The sequence below is a fragment of the Natrinema gari JCM 14663 genome (assembly GCF_000337175.1).
GTDB classification, from domain to species: domain Archaea; phylum Halobacteriota; class Halobacteria; order Halobacteriales; family Natrialbaceae; genus Natrinema; species Natrinema gari.
On sequence record NZ_AOIJ01000032.1, the window covers coordinates 13767 to 34077 of the forward strand.

General features: G+C 58.9%; 14 protein-coding genes, 1 pseudogene and 1 CRISPR repeat array. Of the genes and pseudogenes, 8 read left to right on the plus strand and 7 right to left on the minus strand.

Annotated elements, in window-relative coordinates; translation table 11 throughout:
- Positions 1-58: 58 nt before the first annotated feature.
- Genes C486_RS02335 through C486_RS02345 form a run of 3 tightly spaced genes read right to left on the minus strand, consistent with a single transcriptional unit; the run spans position 59 to position 2914 of the window.
- Positions 59-1069: a metal ABC transporter permease gene (locus C486_RS02335; protein WP_008452613.1), complete on the minus strand. Its 1011-nt coding sequence runs from the start codon at positions 1067-1069 to the stop codon at positions 59-61.
- A complete protein-coding gene (locus tag C486_RS02340; RefSeq protein WP_008452615.1) occupies positions 1066-1854 on the minus strand; it encodes a metal ABC transporter ATP-binding protein in 789 nt (262 codons plus the stop codon). Before C486_RS02340 ends, C486_RS02335 begins: the two co-directional genes overlap by 4 nt.
- 7 nt (positions 1855-1861) lie before the next feature.
- Positions 1862-2914, minus strand: coding sequence for a metal ABC transporter substrate-binding protein (locus C486_RS02345; protein WP_049910060.1), 1053 nt, complete (start codon positions 2912-2914; stop codon positions 1862-1864).
- A gap of 659 nt (positions 2915-3573) precedes the next feature.
- On the opposite strand from C486_RS02345, the pseudogene C486_RS02350 reads away from it, so the two are divergent.
- Together C486_RS02350 and C486_RS02355 are read left to right on the plus strand one after the other, a co-directional pair.
- Positions 3574-3710, plus strand: a pseudogene (locus C486_RS02350) (site-specific integrase); the annotation flags it as partial.
- 149 nt (positions 3711-3859) lie between these two features.
- On the plus strand, positions 3860-4954 hold the full coding sequence (locus C486_RS02355) for an AI-2E family transporter (protein WP_008452620.1): 1095 nt from the start codon (positions 3860-3862) through the stop codon (positions 4952-4954).
- A gap of 254 nt (positions 4955-5208) precedes the next feature.
- Here C486_RS02355 and C486_RS02360 read toward each other — a convergent pair whose 3' ends face one another.
- Positions 5209-5892, minus strand: a complete 684-nt coding sequence (locus tag C486_RS02360) for a zinc ribbon domain-containing protein (protein ID WP_008452621.1) — start codon at positions 5890-5892, stop codon at positions 5209-5211.
- A gap of 348 nt (positions 5893-6240) precedes the next feature.
- Here C486_RS02360 and C486_RS02365 point away from each other — a divergent pair, with 348 nt between their 5' ends.
- The 3 genes from C486_RS02365 (at position 6241) to C486_RS02375 (ending at position 7803) form a co-directional block, all read left to right on the plus strand.
- The gene (locus tag C486_RS02365) at positions 6241-6477 is read left to right on the plus strand and encodes a winged helix-turn-helix domain-containing protein (protein WP_008452623.1); all 237 of its coding nucleotides are present in this window, start codon (positions 6241-6243) and stop codon (positions 6475-6477) included.
- Between the two features lie 729 nt (positions 6478-7206).
- Positions 7207-7470 (plus strand): PhiH1 repressor-like protein, encoded by a 264-nt coding sequence (locus C486_RS02370; protein WP_008452625.1) that lies wholly within the window; start codon positions 7207-7209, stop codon positions 7468-7470.
- 45 nt (positions 7471-7515) lie between these two features.
- Positions 7516-7803 (plus strand): hypothetical protein, encoded by a 288-nt coding sequence (locus C486_RS02375; RefSeq protein WP_008452627.1) that lies wholly within the window; start codon positions 7516-7518, stop codon positions 7801-7803.
- 330 nt (positions 7804-8133) lie between these two features.
- Here C486_RS02375 and C486_RS02380 read toward each other — a convergent pair whose 3' ends face one another.
- The 3 genes from C486_RS02380 to C486_RS20785 form a co-directional block, all read right to left on the minus strand.
- Positions 8134-9243, minus strand: a complete 1110-nt coding sequence (locus C486_RS02380) for a hypothetical protein (protein WP_008452629.1) — start codon at positions 9241-9243, stop codon at positions 8134-8136.
- Positions 9240-10325, minus strand: coding sequence for a hypothetical protein (locus tag C486_RS02385; protein WP_008452631.1), 1086 nt, complete (start codon positions 10323-10325; stop codon positions 9240-9242). Before C486_RS02385 ends, C486_RS02380 begins: the two co-directional genes overlap by 4 nt.
- A gap of 72 nt (positions 10326-10397) precedes the next feature.
- Entirely contained in the window at positions 10398-11009 is a 612-nt protein-coding gene (locus C486_RS20785; RefSeq protein WP_152419115.1) for a hypothetical protein, read from the minus strand.
- A 599-nt stretch (positions 11010-11608) separates the two neighbouring features.
- Here C486_RS20785 and C486_RS02390 point away from each other — a divergent pair.
- From C486_RS02390 to mutS, 3 genes are all read left to right on the plus strand, one after another.
- Positions 11609-12742 carry a hypothetical protein gene (locus C486_RS02390; RefSeq protein ID WP_008452632.1) on the plus strand — a complete coding sequence of 378 codons (1134 nt, stop codon included), beginning with the start codon at positions 11609-11611 and terminating at the stop codon, positions 12740-12742.
- Between the two features lie 277 nt (positions 12743-13019).
- A complete protein-coding gene (locus C486_RS02395) occupies positions 13020-13358 on the plus strand; it encodes a CHY zinc finger protein (RefSeq protein WP_008452634.1) in 339 nt (112 codons plus the stop codon).
- Between the two features lie 208 nt (positions 13359-13566).
- Positions 13567-16158, plus strand: coding sequence for a DNA mismatch repair protein MutS (gene mutS / locus C486_RS02400; RefSeq protein ID WP_008452637.1), 2592 nt, complete (start codon positions 13567-13569; stop codon positions 16156-16158).
- Between the two features lie 46 nt (positions 16159-16204).
- Positions 16205-20117: direct repeats of the CRISPR family, unit length 30 nt; unit sequence CCTTCGACCCCACAAGGGTCCGTCTGAAAC.
- The last annotated feature ends 194 nt before the right edge of the window (positions 20118-20311 follow it).

The following is a 20311-nucleotide window of genomic DNA, read 5'->3' on the forward strand; positions in this document are numbered from 1 at the left end:
GCCATGATCGAACGGTTACTTTGCGGGTTACCGCACAGGTTCGTTGTGGAAGTGGTCGTCAGTCGTCACTCGGTTTGGCTTCGCCCATGTCGATGCTTCCCATCTCGGGGGTGTCCTCCTCACTGAAGACCGTCTGGAGTTTTCCGAGTACGACGGCGACGACGTAGATCGCGACTGCGAGGAGGACGATCACGCCTCCGGCAGTTGCCTCCGCAGAGTACGAGACACCGATGCCGAGGATGACGGCCAACTCGGCGAGCACGATCGACACGAGTATCGATTCGTTGAAACTCCGAGAGACCTGTGATGCGCCAGCGACGGGCACGACGAGCATCGCGGCCACGAGGATGACCCCCATGATCTGCATTGCGCCAACCACAACCATCGCCGTCAACAACACCATGATGCGGTTGTACCAGCTGACCGAGAGCCCAGACACAGCCGCTGCCGTCTCGTCGAAGGTGACGTACAGCAACTGGTTTCGGGTGAGTGCGACCACGCCGATGATGATGACGAATAACAGCAGGAGTATCGCTGCACTGTCCTGCGAGACCGTGGCGAGGTTCCCGAAGAGGAATTGGTTCACTCCGACGGCGAGTCCCCCGGCGTTGATGCTGATCAGTGTCGTCCCCAATGCAAAGCCCGTCGAGAGTACGATCGCCATCGAGACGTCGTTGTAGGCGTCGGTCGCCTCCGAAATGAGTTCGATGAACAGCGCAGCGATCATCGACACGATCACAGCGGTCAGGTACGGCGAGATCCCGAGTTCGAAGACGGCGTTGACGAATAATCCGACGGCAACGCCCGCGAACCCCGTGTGGGCGAGCGCATCACCGATCAGCGCCAACTGCCGATGAACGAGGAAGGTCCCGATCAGGGGTGCCATCACCCCAATACAGAGCCCAACCAAGATCGCACGGTGCATGAAGCCGTACTGGAGCAGCTCCAATCCAGTCATCCCAGCCACCCAGGACATGAACCCCGACCATAGCTTCAGGAACCAGTACAGTGGTTCGAACACGGGGTTCAAGGGTCCCGCTTGCAGTGGAATCGTGGGGAGGGACGTCATCGAGAACCACCCAACAGGTTCGCTGTGGTGCCAAAGGCGCGAGCCAGGGCGTCACTCTCGACGAACTCGCCGGCTGGCCCGTCAAAGTATATTTCGCGGTTGAGACAGATGACACGGTCGGCATGTTCGGTGACCGCGCCCAAGTCGTGTTCGATGAGCAGGACCGTGATACCGTCCTGATTCAGTGCATCCAAGAGATCGTAGAAAGCTTCAACTGATTCAATGTCGACCCCGACAGTCGGCTCGTCAAGCACGAGCAGGTCGGCCTCGCTGGCGAGCGCACGGGCGATGAACGCCCGCTGGCGCTGGCCGCCAGACAACTGTGTCACCCGACGACTGGCAAACGAGGTCATACCGACGATGTCGAGCGCACGGTCAACGATGTCCCAGTCCTCGCTGGAGAGGCGACCGAAGCCGACGTGTGGGTACCGACCCATCTTCACCACTTCACGGACGGTGATCGGCATCGCTTTGGAGGCGCTAGCATGCTGGGCGACGTAGCCGATCCGCTCGCCATCGTCGAACTGATGTGAGGGCTCGCCGAACAGCCGAGCAACTCCCTCGTCCGGTCGGAGCAACCCTAACATCAACTGCATTAGTGTCGACTTCCCCGACCCGTTCGGACCCACGACTGCAGCGTACTCGCCGGGGGTGACCCGAAGCGAGATATCCTCGACGACCGGAGTCGACGTGTACCCGAAGTCGACCCCGGATAGGTCGATGATCGACTCGGTACTACTCCCCGTTCCCGAACTCGTAGTACTCGCAGGATTTTGTGTGCTCATTGGACGTTCACTCGAAGTTCATCCACTCATCGGCCCAGCCCTCTGGCCCGGCTTCTTCGGGGGTCTTGTTGCCGAGTACGACCTCGAGCGTGGGGCCGTTGATGTTGTACGCGACCTCCTCGTAGCCCCAGTTGTTCTCGACCCAGTCCTCTCGAACCCCTGCGTACGGCGTCACTGGGAAGTACCCCTTGACCTGGGTTTCGGCGAGCAGTTGCTTCGCGGGCTTGCGCGATTCGAAGACGCCGTTGGCGATGTACTTGATGTCGTTCTCCTCGATGAATTTCTTCGCCTCGGCGATGTCCGAGGGCTTGACGTTGCCGCTTGCTGCGAGGTTCGTGACGAGGGGCTCCATCTGTGCGCCGTACCTGACGCCCCAATACTGGAAGGCGTTGTGCGCGGCCAGTTGTACCGCATCCCGCTCGGACGCGTCGAAGATGGCCTGGAAGTCCTGACCGATCCGTTCGAGAATATCGGATTTGTACGTCTCGGCGTTGTCCCGTAGTGCGCTTTCCTGCTCGGGAGCGAGTTCGGCGAACCCATCGGCGATATTGTCGACCGATTTCTTCGCCCGCTGTGGGTCAAGCCAGAAGTGTGGGTCCTTACCCTGTTGCTCGCCAACGCCTTCTTCTTCACGATCGAGAGTAGCCGCGAGATCGACCAGTTCGACACCGGCACGCGCGTTGATAAGTTGCGTGTTGACGTCGTCGTCTTTGAGCGTCTGAATCGCTCGGTCGGCCCACGGCTGGAACCCTGGACCGACGTGGAGAAACGCGTCTGCTTCGATGATGTCTCGTGTGACGCTCGCGTTCGGCTCCCACCCGTGACCGTGCAAGCCGGTTGGAATGAGGTTGTTCACCTGGATGGGCGTCCCGTCGACGATCTCCCGTGCGAAGTCGTAGAAACTGAAAAAGGACGCCACTGTGACAGTAGATCCGTCCCCAGATGCACCCTGGTTGCTTGTACACCCTGCGAGACTAGTGGCAAGAATCCCTGCACCGGCAGTAATGGCTTTTCTACGTAAGAAACTGTACTTCGTTTGCGACTGCGTCGTGTCGTCCATCGTCGGCTAGTCGATGACAGGGGGAAAGATATAGTAGTTTCTATCGAAAGTAGAGTTTAGACTAGTCTAATTTTGTGGTCGTATCTCGCGTCGAGATCTCACTGTTCGTATCGTGAGAGCAACAGCGCCCACAACTACGGCCTCGAGACATTCCTCGCATGTGTTCTCGAAGGCGTCTCGATCGATGAACATACTTGACGGGGAATTCGTCGCTCACCGTAACCTGTGTTCGATGGGAAAGCGACCCTAATAACGAAGCTAATGGTGGGTGACGAGTACTCTGCGCCACAAAGAGAATTGAGGACCGTATGCATTGAGACGGTCAGTCTCAACTTGTCTGACCGAGAAATTTGTATAACCCCGCCGCCGTCGGTGAAGCACGAAGGTTGCAATCGCCTCATGACGCCGCTTTCCCCGGGGTAGAGCCACTGGAAGCGTCTGGCTCTCTTCGCATTTTGGATCGGTTGCGAGTTCCGATACTGGGCAGGCAGACCACGTTGTTCGCTTGACGACCGACAAACCAGCGGGACGGGCAGCCGAGACGCTTCTCCCTCAGCACGGCTTCAGCGATCGTATCGCATTCCGGGACGTCAGTGTCGAGTCTCTCGAGACGATCACAGCCAACGAATTTCAATGACGCAGCCTCGAGGTGAGGGCCGATGATCGACGATCGGTCTGCTTCCCGTTCCGAACGTGCTCTCGACGACAGCTTCGAGCGCTACCTCCAGGACGAGGGAAAGGCCGCGGTGGCGACGGCGGGACCTATCGACGCAACGCAGCGCGCGAACTCGAGCGATCGTCTCGGCGGCGACCGGCCGACTGCCTGCTCTCGCCGATGACCCGTCATCCAGCTCGGATTCGACGACCTGCCACGTCCGGCCGGTCGGCGACGAACCGGGCAGACGCACGCCCAGGGCTTTTGACGCCCGTTCTCGCAAACCGACTATGTGCGCCCTCAGCCAGCCAGGGTGGGACGGTCGCCGGGCCGTCTGGGCCGGTCTCGGTCTCGTCGTCGCCCTAGCGATCGGGTTCGCGCTCGTTTCGTACCTGGGAACCCTCCTCTTCGCGATCTTTCTTTACTACGCAACTCGGCCGTTCTACCGCCGGCTCGATCGACATTTGGACCATCCGAACGTGACGGCGACGGTGACGATCCTGCTCGTCGTGGTCCCGATGGTAGCCGTCGTCTGCTACGCCGGCCTTGTTGCGCTCCAGGAACTCGATCAGTTCCTCGCCGCGAGCGACCTCGGTACCTACCGATCGGCGCTCGATCCGTACCTCGCGGTCGCCCGAGAGGGGAACATCGACCGGTTCCGTGCGACCTTCGTGTCCGACACGGGTCGATCGGTCACGTCGGCGCTCCAGCAGGGACTTCCGGGCATCGTCGGGCAACTCATGACGATCGCCGGCGTCACCGTCAGCGTGCTGTCGCGGTTCTTCCTCATGCTCACGTTCCTCTTTTACCTGCTGCGCGACGACGGCCGGCTCCGCCGGTGGTTCGTCCGCAGCGTCGACAGCGATGAGGATCTCGTCTCCTTCCTCGACGGCGTCGACGACGACCTCCAGACGATCTTCGTCAGCAACCTTGCAGTGGTCGGGGTCGCGGCGATCGTCGCCGCCGGCACCTACGTCGGTTTGAATCTGTTCGCCTCGGGGACGGTCGTCGGTACGCCCGTGCTGCTGGCCGTCCTCATTGGCATCGGCACGCTGATCCCGGCCGTGGGGATGAAGATCGTCTACGTCCCCTACGGCCTGTACATCCTCGCGCTGGCGATCGCGTCCCCGACGCCGCTCTGGCAACCGATCGCCTTCTTCGTGCTCACGTTCATCGTCGTCGACACCGTTCCGGACTTCTTCGCGCGATCGCTGCTCTCGGCGCGCAGCGGGATCCATATGGGACTCGTCCTCCTCGGGTACTTCCTCGGAACGCTAACGTTTGGCTGGTACGGCCTGTTCCTCGGCCCGATCGTCGTCGTCCTCGCCGTTCACTTCGCCCACGAGCGATTCCCCCGCCTCACAACCGGCGTTCTGTCCTCGTAAGCGAGGCGTCGGCACGAAGCGGCCCTCGTTTTTCGAAGCGACTCAAGTCGTCCAGTGTGGGATGTCTCGCTCGTCGATCGCCGGGCTGTTCCGGACACGCAGGACATCAGCGGTCGCTCCGAACTCAGCCCCGGCGCGGGGACACCGCCCAGTTCGAGTGACGGCCGACTGCCGGCCGGCGCGAGTCGCGTTCGGACCGCTCGAGTGGGAACGCCAGCCACCGTATCGCTCACTGTTGTCGTTTTCTCTGCCGGTCAGTCCCGGAGCCCGCCGTCGGCGGCGAGCGTCTGGTGATCGCCGGAGTGGGCTGTCTCACACGGGCGGTAGTCACAGCATCGGCCGGGGTAGTAGCGCCGGGCGAGGACCTTCGCGGCGTTGAAATCAGCGGTCACGGTGTCGACGTGGCAGTTCGAATTCGTGCATCGAACGGTCGTGTTCAGTTCTCGAGTCCCGAGGACGCCGCAGGCGTGACACTCCTGCGTGGAGTAGGCTTCCGGCACTGCCGTCACCGGGAGGCGGTACTCGGCGGCGACGGCCCGCAGCCGAAGGTGTGCCGCGGAGAGGAGCCACGCGGAGCCCCGATGTGCGTCGGGGTCGGTGAGCCACGCCCAGAGGTCCGGACTGTAGTGGCTGTCTTCGGTGACCAGCACCGGGTCGTCGTAGGCGGTCGCGTACTCGCAGACCGTCCGCGCCGCGGCGTCGAGTGCCGCGACGAGGGCGTCGCGACGCTGTTGGATGTAGGCCGCGATCGTCGCTCGATCGTACGAACTGGCGAGCAAGGCGGCGACCTCACGTCGGAGGTCGTCGAGTCGCTGGCAGAGGTCGTCGCCACAGACCGCGTGCGCGCCCCGCCAGTCCGGGAGGTCGACCGGGCAGGTCGTATAGAGGTTGTATTCGCCGACATCGACGCCGATCGCCGTTTCCGCGCGGTCACGCATCGGGATCACCGCGAACGGCGGCGGCGCGGTCGGACTGCAGCGATGCGTCTCTCGTGTCGGGACCTTGAAGGTCCCGTGAACTGTCAGTAGACATGGCTTGCGTCCCATGGCGACGCGAGCCGCGCGGACCCGGTGTTGGTGGCACCGGTCCGTATTTTCCGAGCGGCCGGACGGATAGGTAGGTCCGCGTGTAGCTCGCGTTACTTACTCAGTACCACCTCATTCAAAATAAATATTCGGACTATTTAGTCCGATATCTCGTACAATATCATCCGGCAAAGAAGCGCGTTCGAATCAACTAAATGTCGATTCACCCTTTCAACGATGATGAGAAAACCGGGAGAATGGATGCAACTCCCCACGGATAATTTCATTCTCGAAGCTCTCGATAAGGGTCTCGAGATCGGACCCACAGCTATCGCACGGAACATCGACAAATCACAGAGTACCGTTCACGAGCGGCTCCGTGTCCTCATCGAGTACGGGTTCGTCGAGAAAGTCGACGACGGCTACTACACGATCACTGACGCCGGGCATGCCTATCTCGAGGGCGAGATTGACGCGAGCGAACTCGAACCGGAGTAATGGGAGCACGGACGAGCTAGCCTGTGTGTCTTCCTTTTCAACCACTTCTCCCTCAAAATAGACCGTTGGATAGTCCAGTCCAAGTTATTTCATCATGTAGTATCTCCCATTGTCAGTGCCAATTCTAGAATTGTAATGAGAATATAAGCACATGTCGCCGTTATAATCACATCCAATACAATACTCTCCATACCTATTAAAGAGGTTAAATTTCTAGAGGCTGCTGAACTAATTGTCATTCCCACTACATAGGCTACTGTTCTTTTTGACCAAAATTTTCTCCGCTCCGAGCCCATGATGTTTAATTACACTAACATGATCAAAACCTTAGTGCTTTAGATTCGGGTTCTGGACCAGCCGTGAACGCTGTTCGACTTCGTCAGACATCTCTGTCTCAAGTGGCTATCGATCGCCGACAGCGACTCTCCCACGGGTCCGCGCTCGTAGACATGTGGGAAGTTCGTTGCGAGACCAGATGCAGGGGACACGATTGCGACTGTATCGCCTGGTTCGAGGGACGGTGGAGTGATGAAGTCAGTCATCTATTCAGTTGTTCGATTCCCAAGTATATCTTTAGATACATAAATCTCGGTCAATACGCAGAGTCACTACGGTACCAGTTCTACTGGAATGAATGTGTTGTCTGTATCGTAATCTGAAGAAAACAATATCGCCCAAACAGTCTAGCTTACCGACAACTGTAAGCACTGCTCCGACAGTGTGCAGGTAATGAGGAAGCGGGCGGACTGGATGGTGAAAGCCGACGATGCGATCCTCGAGATTCTCGAGGGCGGCCTCATGCTCGGCCCCACCACGATCGCGAAAAACGGCGATCTGTCTCGCCAACACGTGACCAACCGATTGTCTATTCTGATCGCGTACGGATTCGTCAAGCGAGTCGAAGAAGGTTATTACCAGATCAGTGATCGTGGACGACTGTGGCTCGAGGGAGAGGTCGATGCGAGCGACCTCGATCCGACCGAGGATCAATAACGGACGGGCATCGAATCCGTAGATATGCGCCCTCGAGTACCGTGGATGAACGAAGTCGACGATGCGATCCTCGAGTTTCTACGGGATCTAGACATCGACGGCCAACCGGTGGCACTGAAGCCCGGCGCGGTCCACTACAATTTGGTCACCGAATTCGGAATGTTGGACAAGAGCCTGAGTACGTTTTCGCGCCGAATGGCGACGTTAGCGGCTGCGGGTCTCCTCGAGAAAACGGAGACCGGAAAAGGCTCTCCATACAGAATCACCGACAACGGGCGTCAGTATCTCGACGGCGAACTCGAGGCAGACGACCTCGAGTTGGACGACGGCTGACTGACTGGTGGTCGGCCGCTCGAGGCCCGCCCGCCGGATCAGTGAATGACAGTTATGCATATTTGATATCGAACCACTGTTCCACTGAGCATCGATTCCGGTATTAACGCAGCCGTGAACACGACACGCTATTCACGGTCTTTCAGATTGTCCGAACGATGTTTGTTTATAAATTTGCTCATCAAACTCAACAGTATAGTAATGTTCCAGACATCAATACGGTGAATATACACACGACGATCGGCAACTCGTGTGCATATTAGGGAAACAGATTCTGTCGACGTGCGACCCCTGGGGGGAGAGGGTCAAAACTCAAACATGGCTCTACCCTTACTGGTAGTCTCCTAAATTTGTTTCCGGCTCGAATTTATCTTTCGTAAGGTCAAACGCTCGTCGACCTTTCTCGTAAGCTGGCATATTTTCGAAGAATCTCCGCTTAACAGCACTTCTGGCATGTCTTGGGCCTCTGGAACCTGAATAGACAACCCTGTAGTCTTTGTCGGTGTTGAGATCGTTATGATCGTCGGTCAATATGTTCGCGGCCAATCCATCGTGTAGAATCGCTTCCGTTTGGTTCTCAATTAGCGAATCACGATTTTCCTGCCGGCAGAAGACCTGTAGCCCATCATTGTAGTGTTCAACAAACGTTGAGTGGTCAAACTCGTCTTCATCGTCTGCGTTGAACTCGGTATTCTCCTTGACAATCCGATAGACAATCTCCTCTAATGGGAATACAGAATGAGACCCAACTGCGTAATCCAGTGGGTCTTCGCGGCGACTATAGTCTATCTCGTCTTGAAATGCATCTCTCAGATCGGAGTGAACGAATGACCCCTCCACATGGCGTAGCCATTTGTCACCTGTTTCACATTCCCAGACTGCGTATGGACTGACATCGCAGTTCCGGTCAAGGATGGAGAAGTCCATTCCGGTGGTGTCATCCTCTCGCGTTAAAGAGATATAACCGATATCTAGCTCTCTTGTATTGATTTCGAGCTTTTCCTTTATCTGCTGCCGGGTTTCTTGTGAGTCGAAATATCGATGGACAGAATTGACATTTTCTACCCACTCATCCCGTCTTTCGCCCCCTATTTCACAGCAGATTAGCAGAACGTATACACAGTTGTATTCTGGCCGTATGGCAGCGACATCAACAGGAGTCTGCCTCGTACCGGCAAGCGGGTTGACTCCCACTAATTTGAAATCACTATCCGATTTGGCAGCCCCGTCTTCAGGATGGAACGCAGCGCAAGCAGCCTTGAGGAGGTCTAAGTGTTCTTTCTGGTGATCATACTCTGACCTGAGCTCCATTTCGATGGCGTCCTCGCTGAACTCCCCGAGTTTATCATCGAATTCTTCCTCAAAGCGGTCTTGATCTCGGGGACTCAAACCCTCGTACGTTCCATCGTCGAAAGTGGTTGGGTCTTCAACGTCCCTCATATCACTTCGATAGCTTCAGGATTAGGACTGATGTGGTCATCCACGAAGTTATAGATGCGAACAGACTGGTCAATCCCGGTGGATTCACGTGGATACACCCGTATCTGCTCTTCTTTCGTGCGGACACCAGTGCGACTATGATCTTCCGTGTCTACCAACTCGGCGTCAAATGCCCTCTTTTCGTAGTTGGGGTCGAAATCAAGAACGTCAAACTCTAGATTACTCTCGGAGAGGTTCCCCTCAAAATGCCGGATATCGCCAATTGCCGGCCTCTCATCAAGTTGAATTGCCCATGGTTTGCTGTAAGGGAATGAGAAGTCTTGCAGAATATCGTAGCTCTTCTCATCATAGTCAGCAGTGTCTATGGCACTCTTGATGATGCGGAGTCTGTTAATAGTGTGCTGAACTAAACTGGATATCTGCTCCACTCCGTTGTCTATTGCTGTGAAAACGCCATCCTGAGTGATCTGGAATTTGAACGACCCTGGTTGCTGGAACTGAAGATTGGTTGGCAGAACCCCGTATCGACTCTTCATGTGGCGGAACGTTTCCAGCCCATCCTCTGCCCAATACGAAATGGTTCTATCGTAGTCTGGCCGTTTTTCAGCAGGTATGTCTGTATGTTTCGACCGCTTTGCGGTGAAATACGGTATTAAGAGATGATCGTAGTCGCGGACCATCTGCTCCCTGAGCCGTTCCATTTCCCGTTTGCCAACCCACATTCGACTCATCAGCTGGTCCGACTTTAGATACTTAACGAGAGTATCTGGAATCTCGTCGGTTTTGTTTGCTGCAGTAAAGAATAATGGAAACTCCTGATCATGTAAGGAAACATAATACGATACTCCTTCGTTTTCTGCCCAAAGGAGAAGCAAGTTCTCTTGCTCCTCTACGATGTTGAAATGTCCTTGAAGAGATTGGATAAAGTCCGTACGATTGTGTTCACTAACGGAACCTATAAGACTCAACTTGTTATTCAGATCATTAAGTTCTACGTTCTTCTGGATGTAATCAATGAAGTCATCTCTGGAATTGTATTCTTGGTCAGTGGCGTCTAAGAAGTCTATTCTATCCCCTGGCATACTACGTCACGCCCGTTTTAGCGAAAGCGTCCATAGTGGCTATTCCCACCTCCAGGACTTAAAACTGTACCATCACGAGGCTTCCTCGTCAGTACAATTTCCTTCTCTACTTGAACCACATAGAATCCCGAGGCCAACACGTAATGAGGTGAGAAGTTCCTTCCTATCTGATTCCAGATTTGGTAGTTCGTCATGTAACTCTTTCTTATCAGCGGATAATACAGATTCCTCGTTTCGAACCGCTTGAATGATGGATTTCAGTGCCAAGAGGCTGGAATAGTATTCTACTACCTCTGACACCTCCTTCTCTGGGAGTGTCCCGAGATTGCCTGTATTACCCTCGTAGATTGATGTGGGAATTGAATCTGCAGGAGGAAGGTCAGAAGGCCGAACCGGATACTCTTCGCTGTCCTCAGTATCGATATCGGTTGTTTCATCCATTTGGAGGGATTCTACAATTCGTTCTAGGTCTTGCTTCTCGAGTTCAGCTATAATCGCACGCCTCAAGCGATCACGGCGGTGCTTTCTCCGGAGATAGAGCAGTCCAAAACTGGAAAGAAGTGTGGCAACGAAGCCTAAGATGGCACCTGTTCCAATTCCAGAAAGAAGCTCAGAGCTACCTTGAGTGGAGTTATTCGCATCTGTGGTAGTCTGAACAAGCAGTGATAGCAGGGCGGTTGACACGGCTTGGATATACTTCCCAACGATAAAATCAGTTTCCTTTTCATAGATTGTTGAATACAGAAGTTCTGTGGACTGTTAAGGGATATCTGCTATGCGGAGGTGAAGGCAAGGCGCTGTGATTTTTTGATGCTGACCTCTTGGGACACTATCCATTCGAGTTGACGATTGAATCACTTACTCCGAGTCCATGTTGATACGAGATCTCAGTTGATAGGTTCAAAGCCCACTCTTCCTTCGGTGGTTCTCTATGTTCTTGGGCGAGCAGTGACAGTGCATAGACTATCGACAGGTCGTCTTGTGGGTGGCGCATGACGCTCTGTCTGGCTGCGTTCTCATTAAGGATATCCCGCTTCGGTTTTAATTCGGATTTATAGTACCTTAGTATGAACAGGTAGTGAGAGATGGCATTCCTAGCTGAACGCGACGGGGAGCGAGTCATTCCGGAGCAAGTCTCCGATGGGGAGACGGTGACATGCCTGTCGTGTGGAAGCGAGATGTCTCCTCGAGGACCATCTACCGACGGACGAGCTCGTCACTTCGTCCATCTACCTAATGCTGCCTCATGTGATGGAAAGGGTGAATCCGACGAGCATCGGAAGATGAAATCGCTAGCAGTCTCAAAGCTTCGCCAAGTATTCGATGGGGAGTTCGCCCGGTGCGCTCCGGAGGTTCACCTCGATGTCTCACATACGGGTACGGATGCAAAGTTCCGTCGAGCAGACGCGCTCGTCGAATTCGATTACGCACATCCCGTCTACGGGTCGGGCCTCATCGTCGAAGTCCAGTTTCGGAACAAGGGGAAAGAGATCCCGATTGTGACGCGTGACTACCTTGAGTGCGAGTACAGTGTCTACTGGGCACTCTCTCGTGATTTTACGGAAACGGAGTTCATATTCGACCGACTCGAGACAGCATTCGAATCAAATACGGTGTTCGCTCACTCTGTCTCCCGCTTCAGCAAGGGTGATCTTAAAGACGTTGACGAGACCGATCTCCTCTGGCAGGATCCGATCCCCGATTGCGATCACGTCTGGAAGGAGTTTGACGAACTCGAGTACTGCGCTCGCTGCCGGATAAACCGTACGTACAGTTACGAACGAACCCGGTATCTATACGATAACATGGGTTTCTTGGGCCCTCTCGAGCGCCCGGATGTTCCGAAGGTGCCTGATCCGGGTCCTCCTGAACGTACGAACACGCAGTCGTCAACCACTACGGCTGGAACGCAACACGGCTATGGAGGGTGGGATCCTCTCGGGATCCCTGACTGCGACTACGGGGAACACGATTGGAAAGAACACTGGGCAAATCAACATGAAGCAGTCTGTAGGAAATGTGATGTCTCGGTCGACGTGGATAGACTCCAGGAATCGGCTACGCAGAAACTCAACAACCAGAGTACTACCACGACCGCCGAGATTCCGCCGTGCGACTCGATTCTACACGATACCCCCGAACACAACTGGGTCAAATATAACGAGTACGGCACTGTTCAATGCAACCGGTGTTACATGACTGTCACAAGGGAGCGGCTCCCCGATTCAGCTGAGATCAAGGATCAAAGTTCGAAACGGAAGAATCGAATCCCAATCGATCCGTGCGACGAAGGTGGTGATCACAGTTGGGCTGATACGGGTCGGACTGAAGACGTTGTACAGTGCGTAAAATGCTACGACACCGTTGATCGAGATCGACTCCCTGACTCGGCAGAGGTTGAGGAATCGTGGTGGTGATGAGAGATGCGATCAGTTGTCTACAACCCTCGTAGGCATATTCGCTAATCACAATTATTGAGGTTCCACCACACCTAATCAGTGAGCAGCATTGCTGTGGTGTCCTGTTTCGGCCGGCATAGTTTTCCACGAGCGCGGCGCGCGCTCTGCGCGCCGCGCAATTGCCCTGCCCCCTTAGGGGCACTCGAGCGACGGCCCCCAGCAAACAAACTGAACCCTCGAGCCCGACTCCCCTCCAACCACAACACCGAAGCACCCGCCGACCCTCGAGCCACCCGTGCAATCGATCGGTGGCCACACGGTCCGCGGCGTCGATGTCGGTCCGGAAACGCGGTGTGCCCACTACGACACCGACCGCGACGTGGTCGCGTTCACGTTCGCCTGCTGTGAGGACTTCTTCCCCTGTTTTCGCTGCCACGAGGCCGTGACCGACCACGAGGCCGTCCCGTGGCCTCGAGCCCGGTTCGACGAGCCGGCCGTCCTCTGTGGGGCCTGTGGCACCGCACTCACCGTCCCCGACTACCGCGCCGCTGACTACCGCTGTCCGGCCTGTGACGCGGCGTTCAATCCCGGCTGTGCAACGCACGCCGACCTGTACTTCGAGACGGACGCCTGACGGGCAGTCGTCGGCCGGCGCGGGCCGCGACTCGCCCTCGAGTCCGGAGCGCGCCGCCTCGAGCCGTCGGTGGGACGGCCGATCCAGCAAGGTATTTGAGCGTCGGGCGGCCGCTTTCGAGCATGGATTCGGCGCTTGGCCCTCCGGACGCGATGGCCGAGAAACGCGACNCAGAGATGGGTATAAGAGACAGATCGTGCTCTTTCAGGTGGGTGACTTCTACGAAACGTTCTGTGGCGCGGCCGAGCGCACCGCGCGCCTCCTCGAGATCGCACTGACCAGCCGCGAGGACAGTACCGGCGAGTATCCGATGGCCGGCATCCCGATCGACAACGCCGAGTCGTACATCGAGGAGTTGCTCGAGGCCGGCTACCGCGTCGCCGTCGCGGACCAGGTCGAGGAGCCCGGCGAGACCTCCGGCGTGGTCGAGCGCGCGGTCACGCGGGTGATCACGCCCGGGACGCTCACCGAGGACGAACTGCTGGCCGGCGACGACAACAACTTCGTCGCGGCGATCGCACGCGACGACGAACGACTCGGGCTCGCCCTGCTCGACGTGTCGACGGGCGACTTCTACGCGACGAGCGCGACCGCGGCCGAGTCGGTCGCCGACGAGGTGAGCCGGTTCGATCCCTCGGAGGCCGTCGTCGGCCCCGACGCATCCGCCGACCCCGTTCCCGACGACTGCATGGTGACGCCGTTCGACGCGCGCGCCTTCGATCGCGAGCGGGCCGGGGAAACGCTCGCCGCGTACTTTCGCAACCCCGATGCCCTGCTCGCCGGGGACGCCGAAATACGGGCCTGCGGCGCATTGCTCGCGTACGCCGAGTACGTCCGCGGCGGCGAACACGAGGGCGAACGCGGCGACACCGACGAGGAGCGCGTCACAGCCGTTCTCGAGGGCGACGCGGACCAGCACCTCGAGTACATCACGCAACTCACCCGCTACGACCCTCGCGAGTATCTGCTGTTGGACGCCGTCGCCCTCCGCAGCCTCGAGTTGTTCGAACCGCGGACCGTCCACGGACGGGACGACGCCACGCTCGTCGGCGTCCTCGACGAGACCGCGAGCGCGCTTGGCGGCCGCACGCTCAGGGACTGGCTCCGCCGGCCGCTGCTCGATCCCGTCCGGATCGAGGCGCGCCACGACGCAGTCGCCGAACTGAAATCGGCCGTCCAGCGGCGGGAACAACTCCACGACCGGCTGCGGGAGGTCTACGACCTCGAGCGGCTGATCGGCCGTATTTCGCGCGAGCGGGCCAACGCGCGTGACCTGTGCTCGCTTCGCGAGACGCTCGCGGTCGTGCCCGAGATCAGGGACCTGCTGGCCGACGCCGACTGTGAGCGCCTGCGGGACCTCCATGAGGCCCTCGACCCCCTCGTGGACGTCCGCGAGTTGATCGCGGACGCCATCGTCGACGAGCCGCCGATCGAGATCACCGAGGGCGGGATCATCGCGACGGGGTACGACGACGACCTCGACGATCTCCGCGGGACCGCTCGAGACGGCAAGCAATGGATCGACGACCTCGAGGAGCGCGAGCGCGAGCGGACGGGGATCGACTCGCTGAAGGTCGGCCACAATTCGGTCCACGGCTACTACATCGAGGTAACGAACCCGAACCTCGAGTCGGTGCCCGACAACTATCAGCGACGGCAGACGCTGAAGAACTCCGAGCGATTCGTCACGCCGGAGCTGAAAGACCGTGAGGACGAGATCGTCGGAGCCCAGCAACGCGCCGACGAGCGCGAGTACGAGCTGTTTTGCGAGATCCGTCGTGAGGTCGCCGCCGAGGTCGAACGCGTCCAGCGGCTGGCCGACGCGATCGCGACGCTGGATGCGCTCGTCTCGCTTGCGACCGTCGCGGCCCAGTACGACTACTGTCGGCCCGAGATACTCGAGCACGACGGGCGCGACGGTCTCGTCATCGATATCGACGGCGGCCGCCACCCGGTCGTCGAGCGCACGCAGGAGTCGTTCGTCCCCAACGACGCGCACCTGACGAGCGACCGCAGGCTGGCCGTGATTACGGGTCCCAACATGTCGGGGAAGTCGACCTACATGCGCCAGGTCGCCCAGATCGTCCTGCTCGCGCAGGTCGGCAGTTTCGTCCCGGCCCGCGCGGCCAGGCTGACGCCTGTTGAACGGGTTTTCACGCGCGTGGGTGCCAGCGACGACATCGCGGGCGGGCGCTCGACGTTCATGGTCGAGATGGACGAACTCGCGACCATCCTGCGGGAGGCCGACGAGCGGTCGCTCGTGCTGTTGGACGAGGTGGGGCGGGGGACCTCCACCGCCGACGGGATGGCCATCGCGCAGGCGATCACCGAACACCTCTACGACGAGGTCGGCGCGACGACGCTGTTCGCCACCCACCACCACCCGTTGACCGAACTCACCGCGGACCTCGCGGCCGCGTTCACGCTGCACTTCGAGGTCGATCAGGACGACGGTGAGGTCGTCTTCCACCACGAGATCGCGCCCGGCGCGGCGACGGGCTCCTACGGCGTCGAGGTCGCGACCGCGGCCGGCGTTCCCGACCCCGTCGTCGATCGGTCGCGAGAACTGGTCGCTGACGCGGCCGAGGCGGACCGCGAGACGGACGCCACCAGCGCTGTCGACTCGAGCGGCGAGCCCGGTTCCGAACCGACGGAGAGCGCGACGGGAGACACGACCGCGGACGGCGGGGACGTGCCGACGGATGTCGCCGCCGAACTCCGGGCGCTCGATCTCGGCCACCTCACCCCCGTCGAAGCGCTCACCGAACTCGATCGGCTGAAGCGGTTGCTCGAGGAGTGACGACCGTTACCCATCGTCGGCGATCGATTTCCGAGACACGATCAGTGCTTCGACCCCACAAGGGTCCGTCTGAAACCTAGCGTCGAGTTCGACCGGACGCGTCTCCCGGCAGAGCTTCGACCCCACAAGGGTCCGTCTGAAACGGCCAAGCATGATGGGTATAGTGCGGTCTGTGGCGCTTCGACCCCACAAGGGTCCGTCTGAAACAGTCATGCTCGAGGTAGACGCCGTCGTTCTGTGCGGTGCTTCGACCCCACAAGGGTCCGTCTGAAACCGGCCCTCGAGGCGATCGCGACCGAGATGCGGTATCAGCTTCGACCCCACAAGGGTCCGTCTGAAACGAGTGAGATGCCGCCGTGGTTAGCCGTCTCGAGCCAGCTTCGACCCCACAAGGGTCCGTCTGAAACTCAACTCGTCGGGTGAGGCCGTCGAGGCCGGCGCGGCTTCGACCCCACAAGGGTCCGTCTGAAACTAGTCATACAATGAGTCAAGCCGAAACCCCGCCACGCCCTCGGCTTCGACCCCACAAGGGTCCGTCTGAAACTCGGTGTCGTACCACCGAACGCGTGTCTTGAACATGCTTCGACCCCACAAGGGTCCGTCTGAAACTATGGCGAATGAACCGGGTGCAGAGGTGCCTGTTGAGGCTTCGACCCCACAAGGGTCCGTCTGAAACGAGGAAGACACTGCCCTATAATAGATGCCACAGGCAGCTTCGACCCCACAAGGGTCCGTCTGAAACAGTCAAAATCGTCTCCAGGGATCGTGTGATCGGGGGTGCTTCGACCCCACAAGGGTCCGTCTGAAACCTGTCCTCGACGTCCTCGTCGGGGATCGCGATCTCGCTTCGACCCCACAAGGGTCCGTCTGAAACCGGCCTCACGCAAGAGGAGGACTATGACGAGGCCGGAGCTTCGACCCCACAAGGGTCCGTCTGAAACCGGGGCCGGGTCTCCGTTGATTTGGAGGTTGGACTGCTTCGACCCCACAAGGGTCCGTCTGAAACCATCCTAGTATCACACTAGAACACATTTAAAGGTGCTTCGACCCCACAAGGGTCCGTCTGAAACGCTGCGAAGGCACAGATGTTGAGCGGCCTTGTGGGGGCTTCGACCCCACAAGGGTCCGTCTGAAACTAATTATGACCGTTGGCACGGAGCCGTGCAGGTTATGCTTCGACCCCACAAGGGTCCGTCTGAAACAACTCGGTCCCACCAGCTACGATAGCGACGAGTGGGCTTCGACCCCACAAGGGTCCGTCTGAAACCGCCAGCGCCGTTGGTATCCACCGCAGGTACTTCGAGCTTCGACCCCACAAGGGTCCGTCTGAAACTCACTCGTTGTACAGATGAGATTTGCCGACTGGAAGCTTCGACCCCACAAGGGTCCGTCTGAAACCCAGTCAACGGCGGCTCTGCATGGGCGGTCCAAGAGTTTGCTTCGACCCCACAAGGGTCCGTCTGAAACCCTCGGAGTACGTGGCGCTGTTGGACACTATCGCAGCTTCGACCCCACAAGGGTCCGTCTGAAACACGATCGCCTCGAGCGGCGCGTGCGGCGGCTCCTTCGACCCCACAAGGGTCCGTCTGAAACCGTCTGCTCCGTCTTCGGGACCGTTACCGCTCCCTCGCCTTCGACCCCACAAGGGTCCGTCTGAAACCCGGATTCGACGCGCCGGAGCCGCCAGCCGGACAGGCCTTCGACCCCACAAGGGTCCGTCTGAAACCGATCTACCAAGCGGCGCGGGGGATGCTCGAGGCGCGCCTTCGACCCCACAAGGGTCCGTCTGAAACCGGAGACGTTCAGCGACCGGCTCGAGGCGGGTGACCCTTCGACCCCACAAGGGTCCGTCTGAAACCCCCAGGACGGCGACTCGGGCGTCGTCACGATGCTCCCTTCGACCCCACAAGGGTCCGTCTGAAACTGTTGCTCGGCCCGGTGCCGACGAAGTCCGCGTCGGTCCTTCGACCCCACAAGGGTCCGTCTGAAACCGCGGGGACGGTCTGCTCCTCGATCTCGTCGTCGCCCCTTCGACCCCACAAGGGTCCGTCTGAAACTCTGGGACGTACTCGTACAGGCCCCGGTTCACTTTCCCCTTCGACCCCACAAGGGTCCGTCTGAAACGGGGATCGGCGACGGGACACCACTGTCGAAGGCAGACCTTCGACCCCACAAGGGTCCGTCTGAAACCGGTTGCACGAGCGCTCGCCGTTCCAAGAGCCCGTCCCTTCGACCCCACAAGGGTCCGTCTGAAACGAGGACTTCGCCGACGCCCATCCCGATTCGATCTCCCTTCGACCCCACAAGGGTCCGTCTGAAACCAGACACGGGGGCGATCGTGATGTCGGAGGACGGGGTTCCTTCGACCCCACAAGGGTCCGTCTGAAACGCAAACGGGACAGTACGGACGTATATATCGGCCGTGCCTTCGACCCCACAAGGGTCCGTCTGAAACCGCCCGGCGTCCCGATCGGGCTCCTCGTCGACGACCCTTCGACCCCACAAGGGTCCGTCTGAAACCGTACCAGACGACATCGACGCCGGTCTGCTCGAGCGGCCTTCGACCCCACAAGGGTCCGTCTGAAACCGGCGCGGATGGAGACGTCGTCCTCCTCGCCGGGCCTTCGACCCCACAAGGGTCCGTCTGAAACTCGCCGCGCTCGCGAACGACGGGGAAGCTGCCGACCCTTCGACCCCACAAGGGTCCGTCTGAAACGCGCCACTTCGTTCAGGTTATCCACGGGACGATCCTTCGACCCCACAAGGGTCCGTCTGAAACCCGTCGGCAGCGGGTCGCGACCCACTCGCCACGGACCCTTCGACCCCACAAGGGTCCGTCTGAAACCCGAAGACCTCGATCTACTCGGCCCCGGGCCGAACCTTCGACCCCACAAGGGTCCGTCTGAAACTAACTTTACTAGGGTCGGTACTGTACAGACATCCCCTTCGACCCCACAAGGGTCCGTCTGAAACCCGCCCGTCCGCGGGACGGTCGTGGACATCGTCGAGCCTTCGACCCCACAAGGGTCCGTCTGAAACTGATATAGACCAACACACCCGTGATGCCAGTGGCGACCTTCGACCCCACAAGGGTCCGTCTGAAACCGAGCCACCAGACGATCGCCGACCGCATCGAGCCCAACCTTCGACCCCACAAGGGTCCGTCTGAAACACGGATTTCCTTCGCGGTCGCTCCCTCGCGCTGCACCCTTCGACCCCACAAGGGTCCGTCTGAAACCCGAGATCGTCGATCAGGTGGGCGGCGGCGTCGGTCCTTCGACCCCACAAGGGTCCGTCTGAAACTCCTTCGCCTTCCGCTCCAGGTCGTCCCAGTATACCCTTCGACCCCACAAGGGTCCGTCTGAAACTGGGAGTTATCGTCCGGTTCGACGCCGTACGCCAGCCTTCGACCCCACAAGGGTCCGTCTGAAACCCGTCTGTTCGTCGTTCCCCGCCCGAAACGACATCCTTCGACCCCACAAGGGTCCGTCTGAAACTCGCTCCATTTGATCGAAGCGTTGGTCATACTCACCTTCGACCCCACAAGGGTCCGTCTGAAACGCCATGCGCCCCGACGAGGTGCGCGAGCAGATGAACCTTCGACCCCACAAGGGTCCGTCTGAAACACTCAGACGGCAAAATCACGTTCGGCAGTTCGGACCGCCTTCGACCCCACAAGGGTCCGTCTGAAACACTGTTGGGGAGAGCGCCTCTGGGCGCACGGCCGGCCCCTTCGACCCCACAAGGGTCCGTCTGAAACTCGCGACGCCGAGTGTGCCCGCGATCCGTCGTGGGCCCTTCGACCCCACAAGGGTCCGTCTGAAACGCGGCTTCCTCGAGAACTGTGCGGTGATCGCCGGCGACCTTCGACCCCACAAGGGTCCGTCTGAAACCCAGACTTATCGAGCTCGAGGACAGCCGTCAGTGTTCCTTCGACCCCACAAGGGTCCGTCTGAAACCATGACTGATTTCCGGGCTGCAGCCTCTGTATAGCACGCCCTCAATAAAGTCCTTCCGTCGACCTCCAGTAGTCCGTCTACCCCCGGGGGTCGATGACTAGCTGCCCTCATTCAGATACCCGGAGCCCAGACCCCCCCCTCGCAGATCGTAGTGATCGGAGTTTCGAGCGTCGACGACGGCAACCTCTCCGAGT

What these genes read in the sequence shown, in the direction of transcription:
- C486_RS02335 (WP_008452613.1), bottom strand. Translation starts at nt 1,069, where the DNA reads ATGACGTCCCTCCCCACGATTCCACTGCAAGCGGGACCCTTGAACCCC.
- C486_RS02340 (WP_008452615.1), bottom strand. Translation starts at nt 1,854, where the DNA reads ATGAGCACACAAAATCCTGCGAGTACTACGAGTTCGGGAACGGGGAGT.
- C486_RS02345 (WP_049910060.1), bottom strand. Translation starts at nt 2,914, where the DNA reads ATGGACGACACGACGCAGTCGCAAACGAAGTACAGTTTCTTACGTAGA.
- C486_RS02355 (WP_008452620.1), top strand. Translation starts at nt 3,860, where the DNA reads ATGTGCGCCCTCAGCCAGCCAGGGTGGGACGGTCGCCGGGCCGTCTGG.
- C486_RS02360 (WP_008452621.1), bottom strand. Translation starts at nt 5,892, where the DNA reads ATGCGTGACCGCGCGGAAACGGCGATCGGCGTCGATGTCGGCGAATAC.
- C486_RS02365 (WP_008452623.1), top strand. Translation starts at nt 6,241, where the DNA reads ATGCAACTCCCCACGGATAATTTCATTCTCGAAGCTCTCGATAAGGGT.
- C486_RS02370 (WP_008452625.1), top strand. Translation starts at nt 7,207, where the DNA reads ATGAGGAAGCGGGCGGACTGGATGGTGAAAGCCGACGATGCGATCCTC.
- C486_RS02375 (WP_008452627.1), top strand. Translation starts at nt 7,516, where the DNA reads ATGAACGAAGTCGACGATGCGATCCTCGAGTTTCTACGGGATCTAGAC.
- C486_RS02380 (WP_008452629.1), bottom strand. Translation starts at nt 9,243, where the DNA reads ATGAGGGACGTTGAAGACCCAACCACTTTCGACGATGGAACGTACGAG.
- C486_RS02385 (WP_008452631.1), bottom strand. Translation starts at nt 10,325, where the DNA reads ATGCCAGGGGATAGAATAGACTTCTTAGACGCCACTGACCAAGAATAC.
- C486_RS02390 (WP_008452632.1), top strand. Translation starts at nt 11,609, where the DNA reads ATGAAATCGCTAGCAGTCTCAAAGCTTCGCCAAGTATTCGATGGGGAG.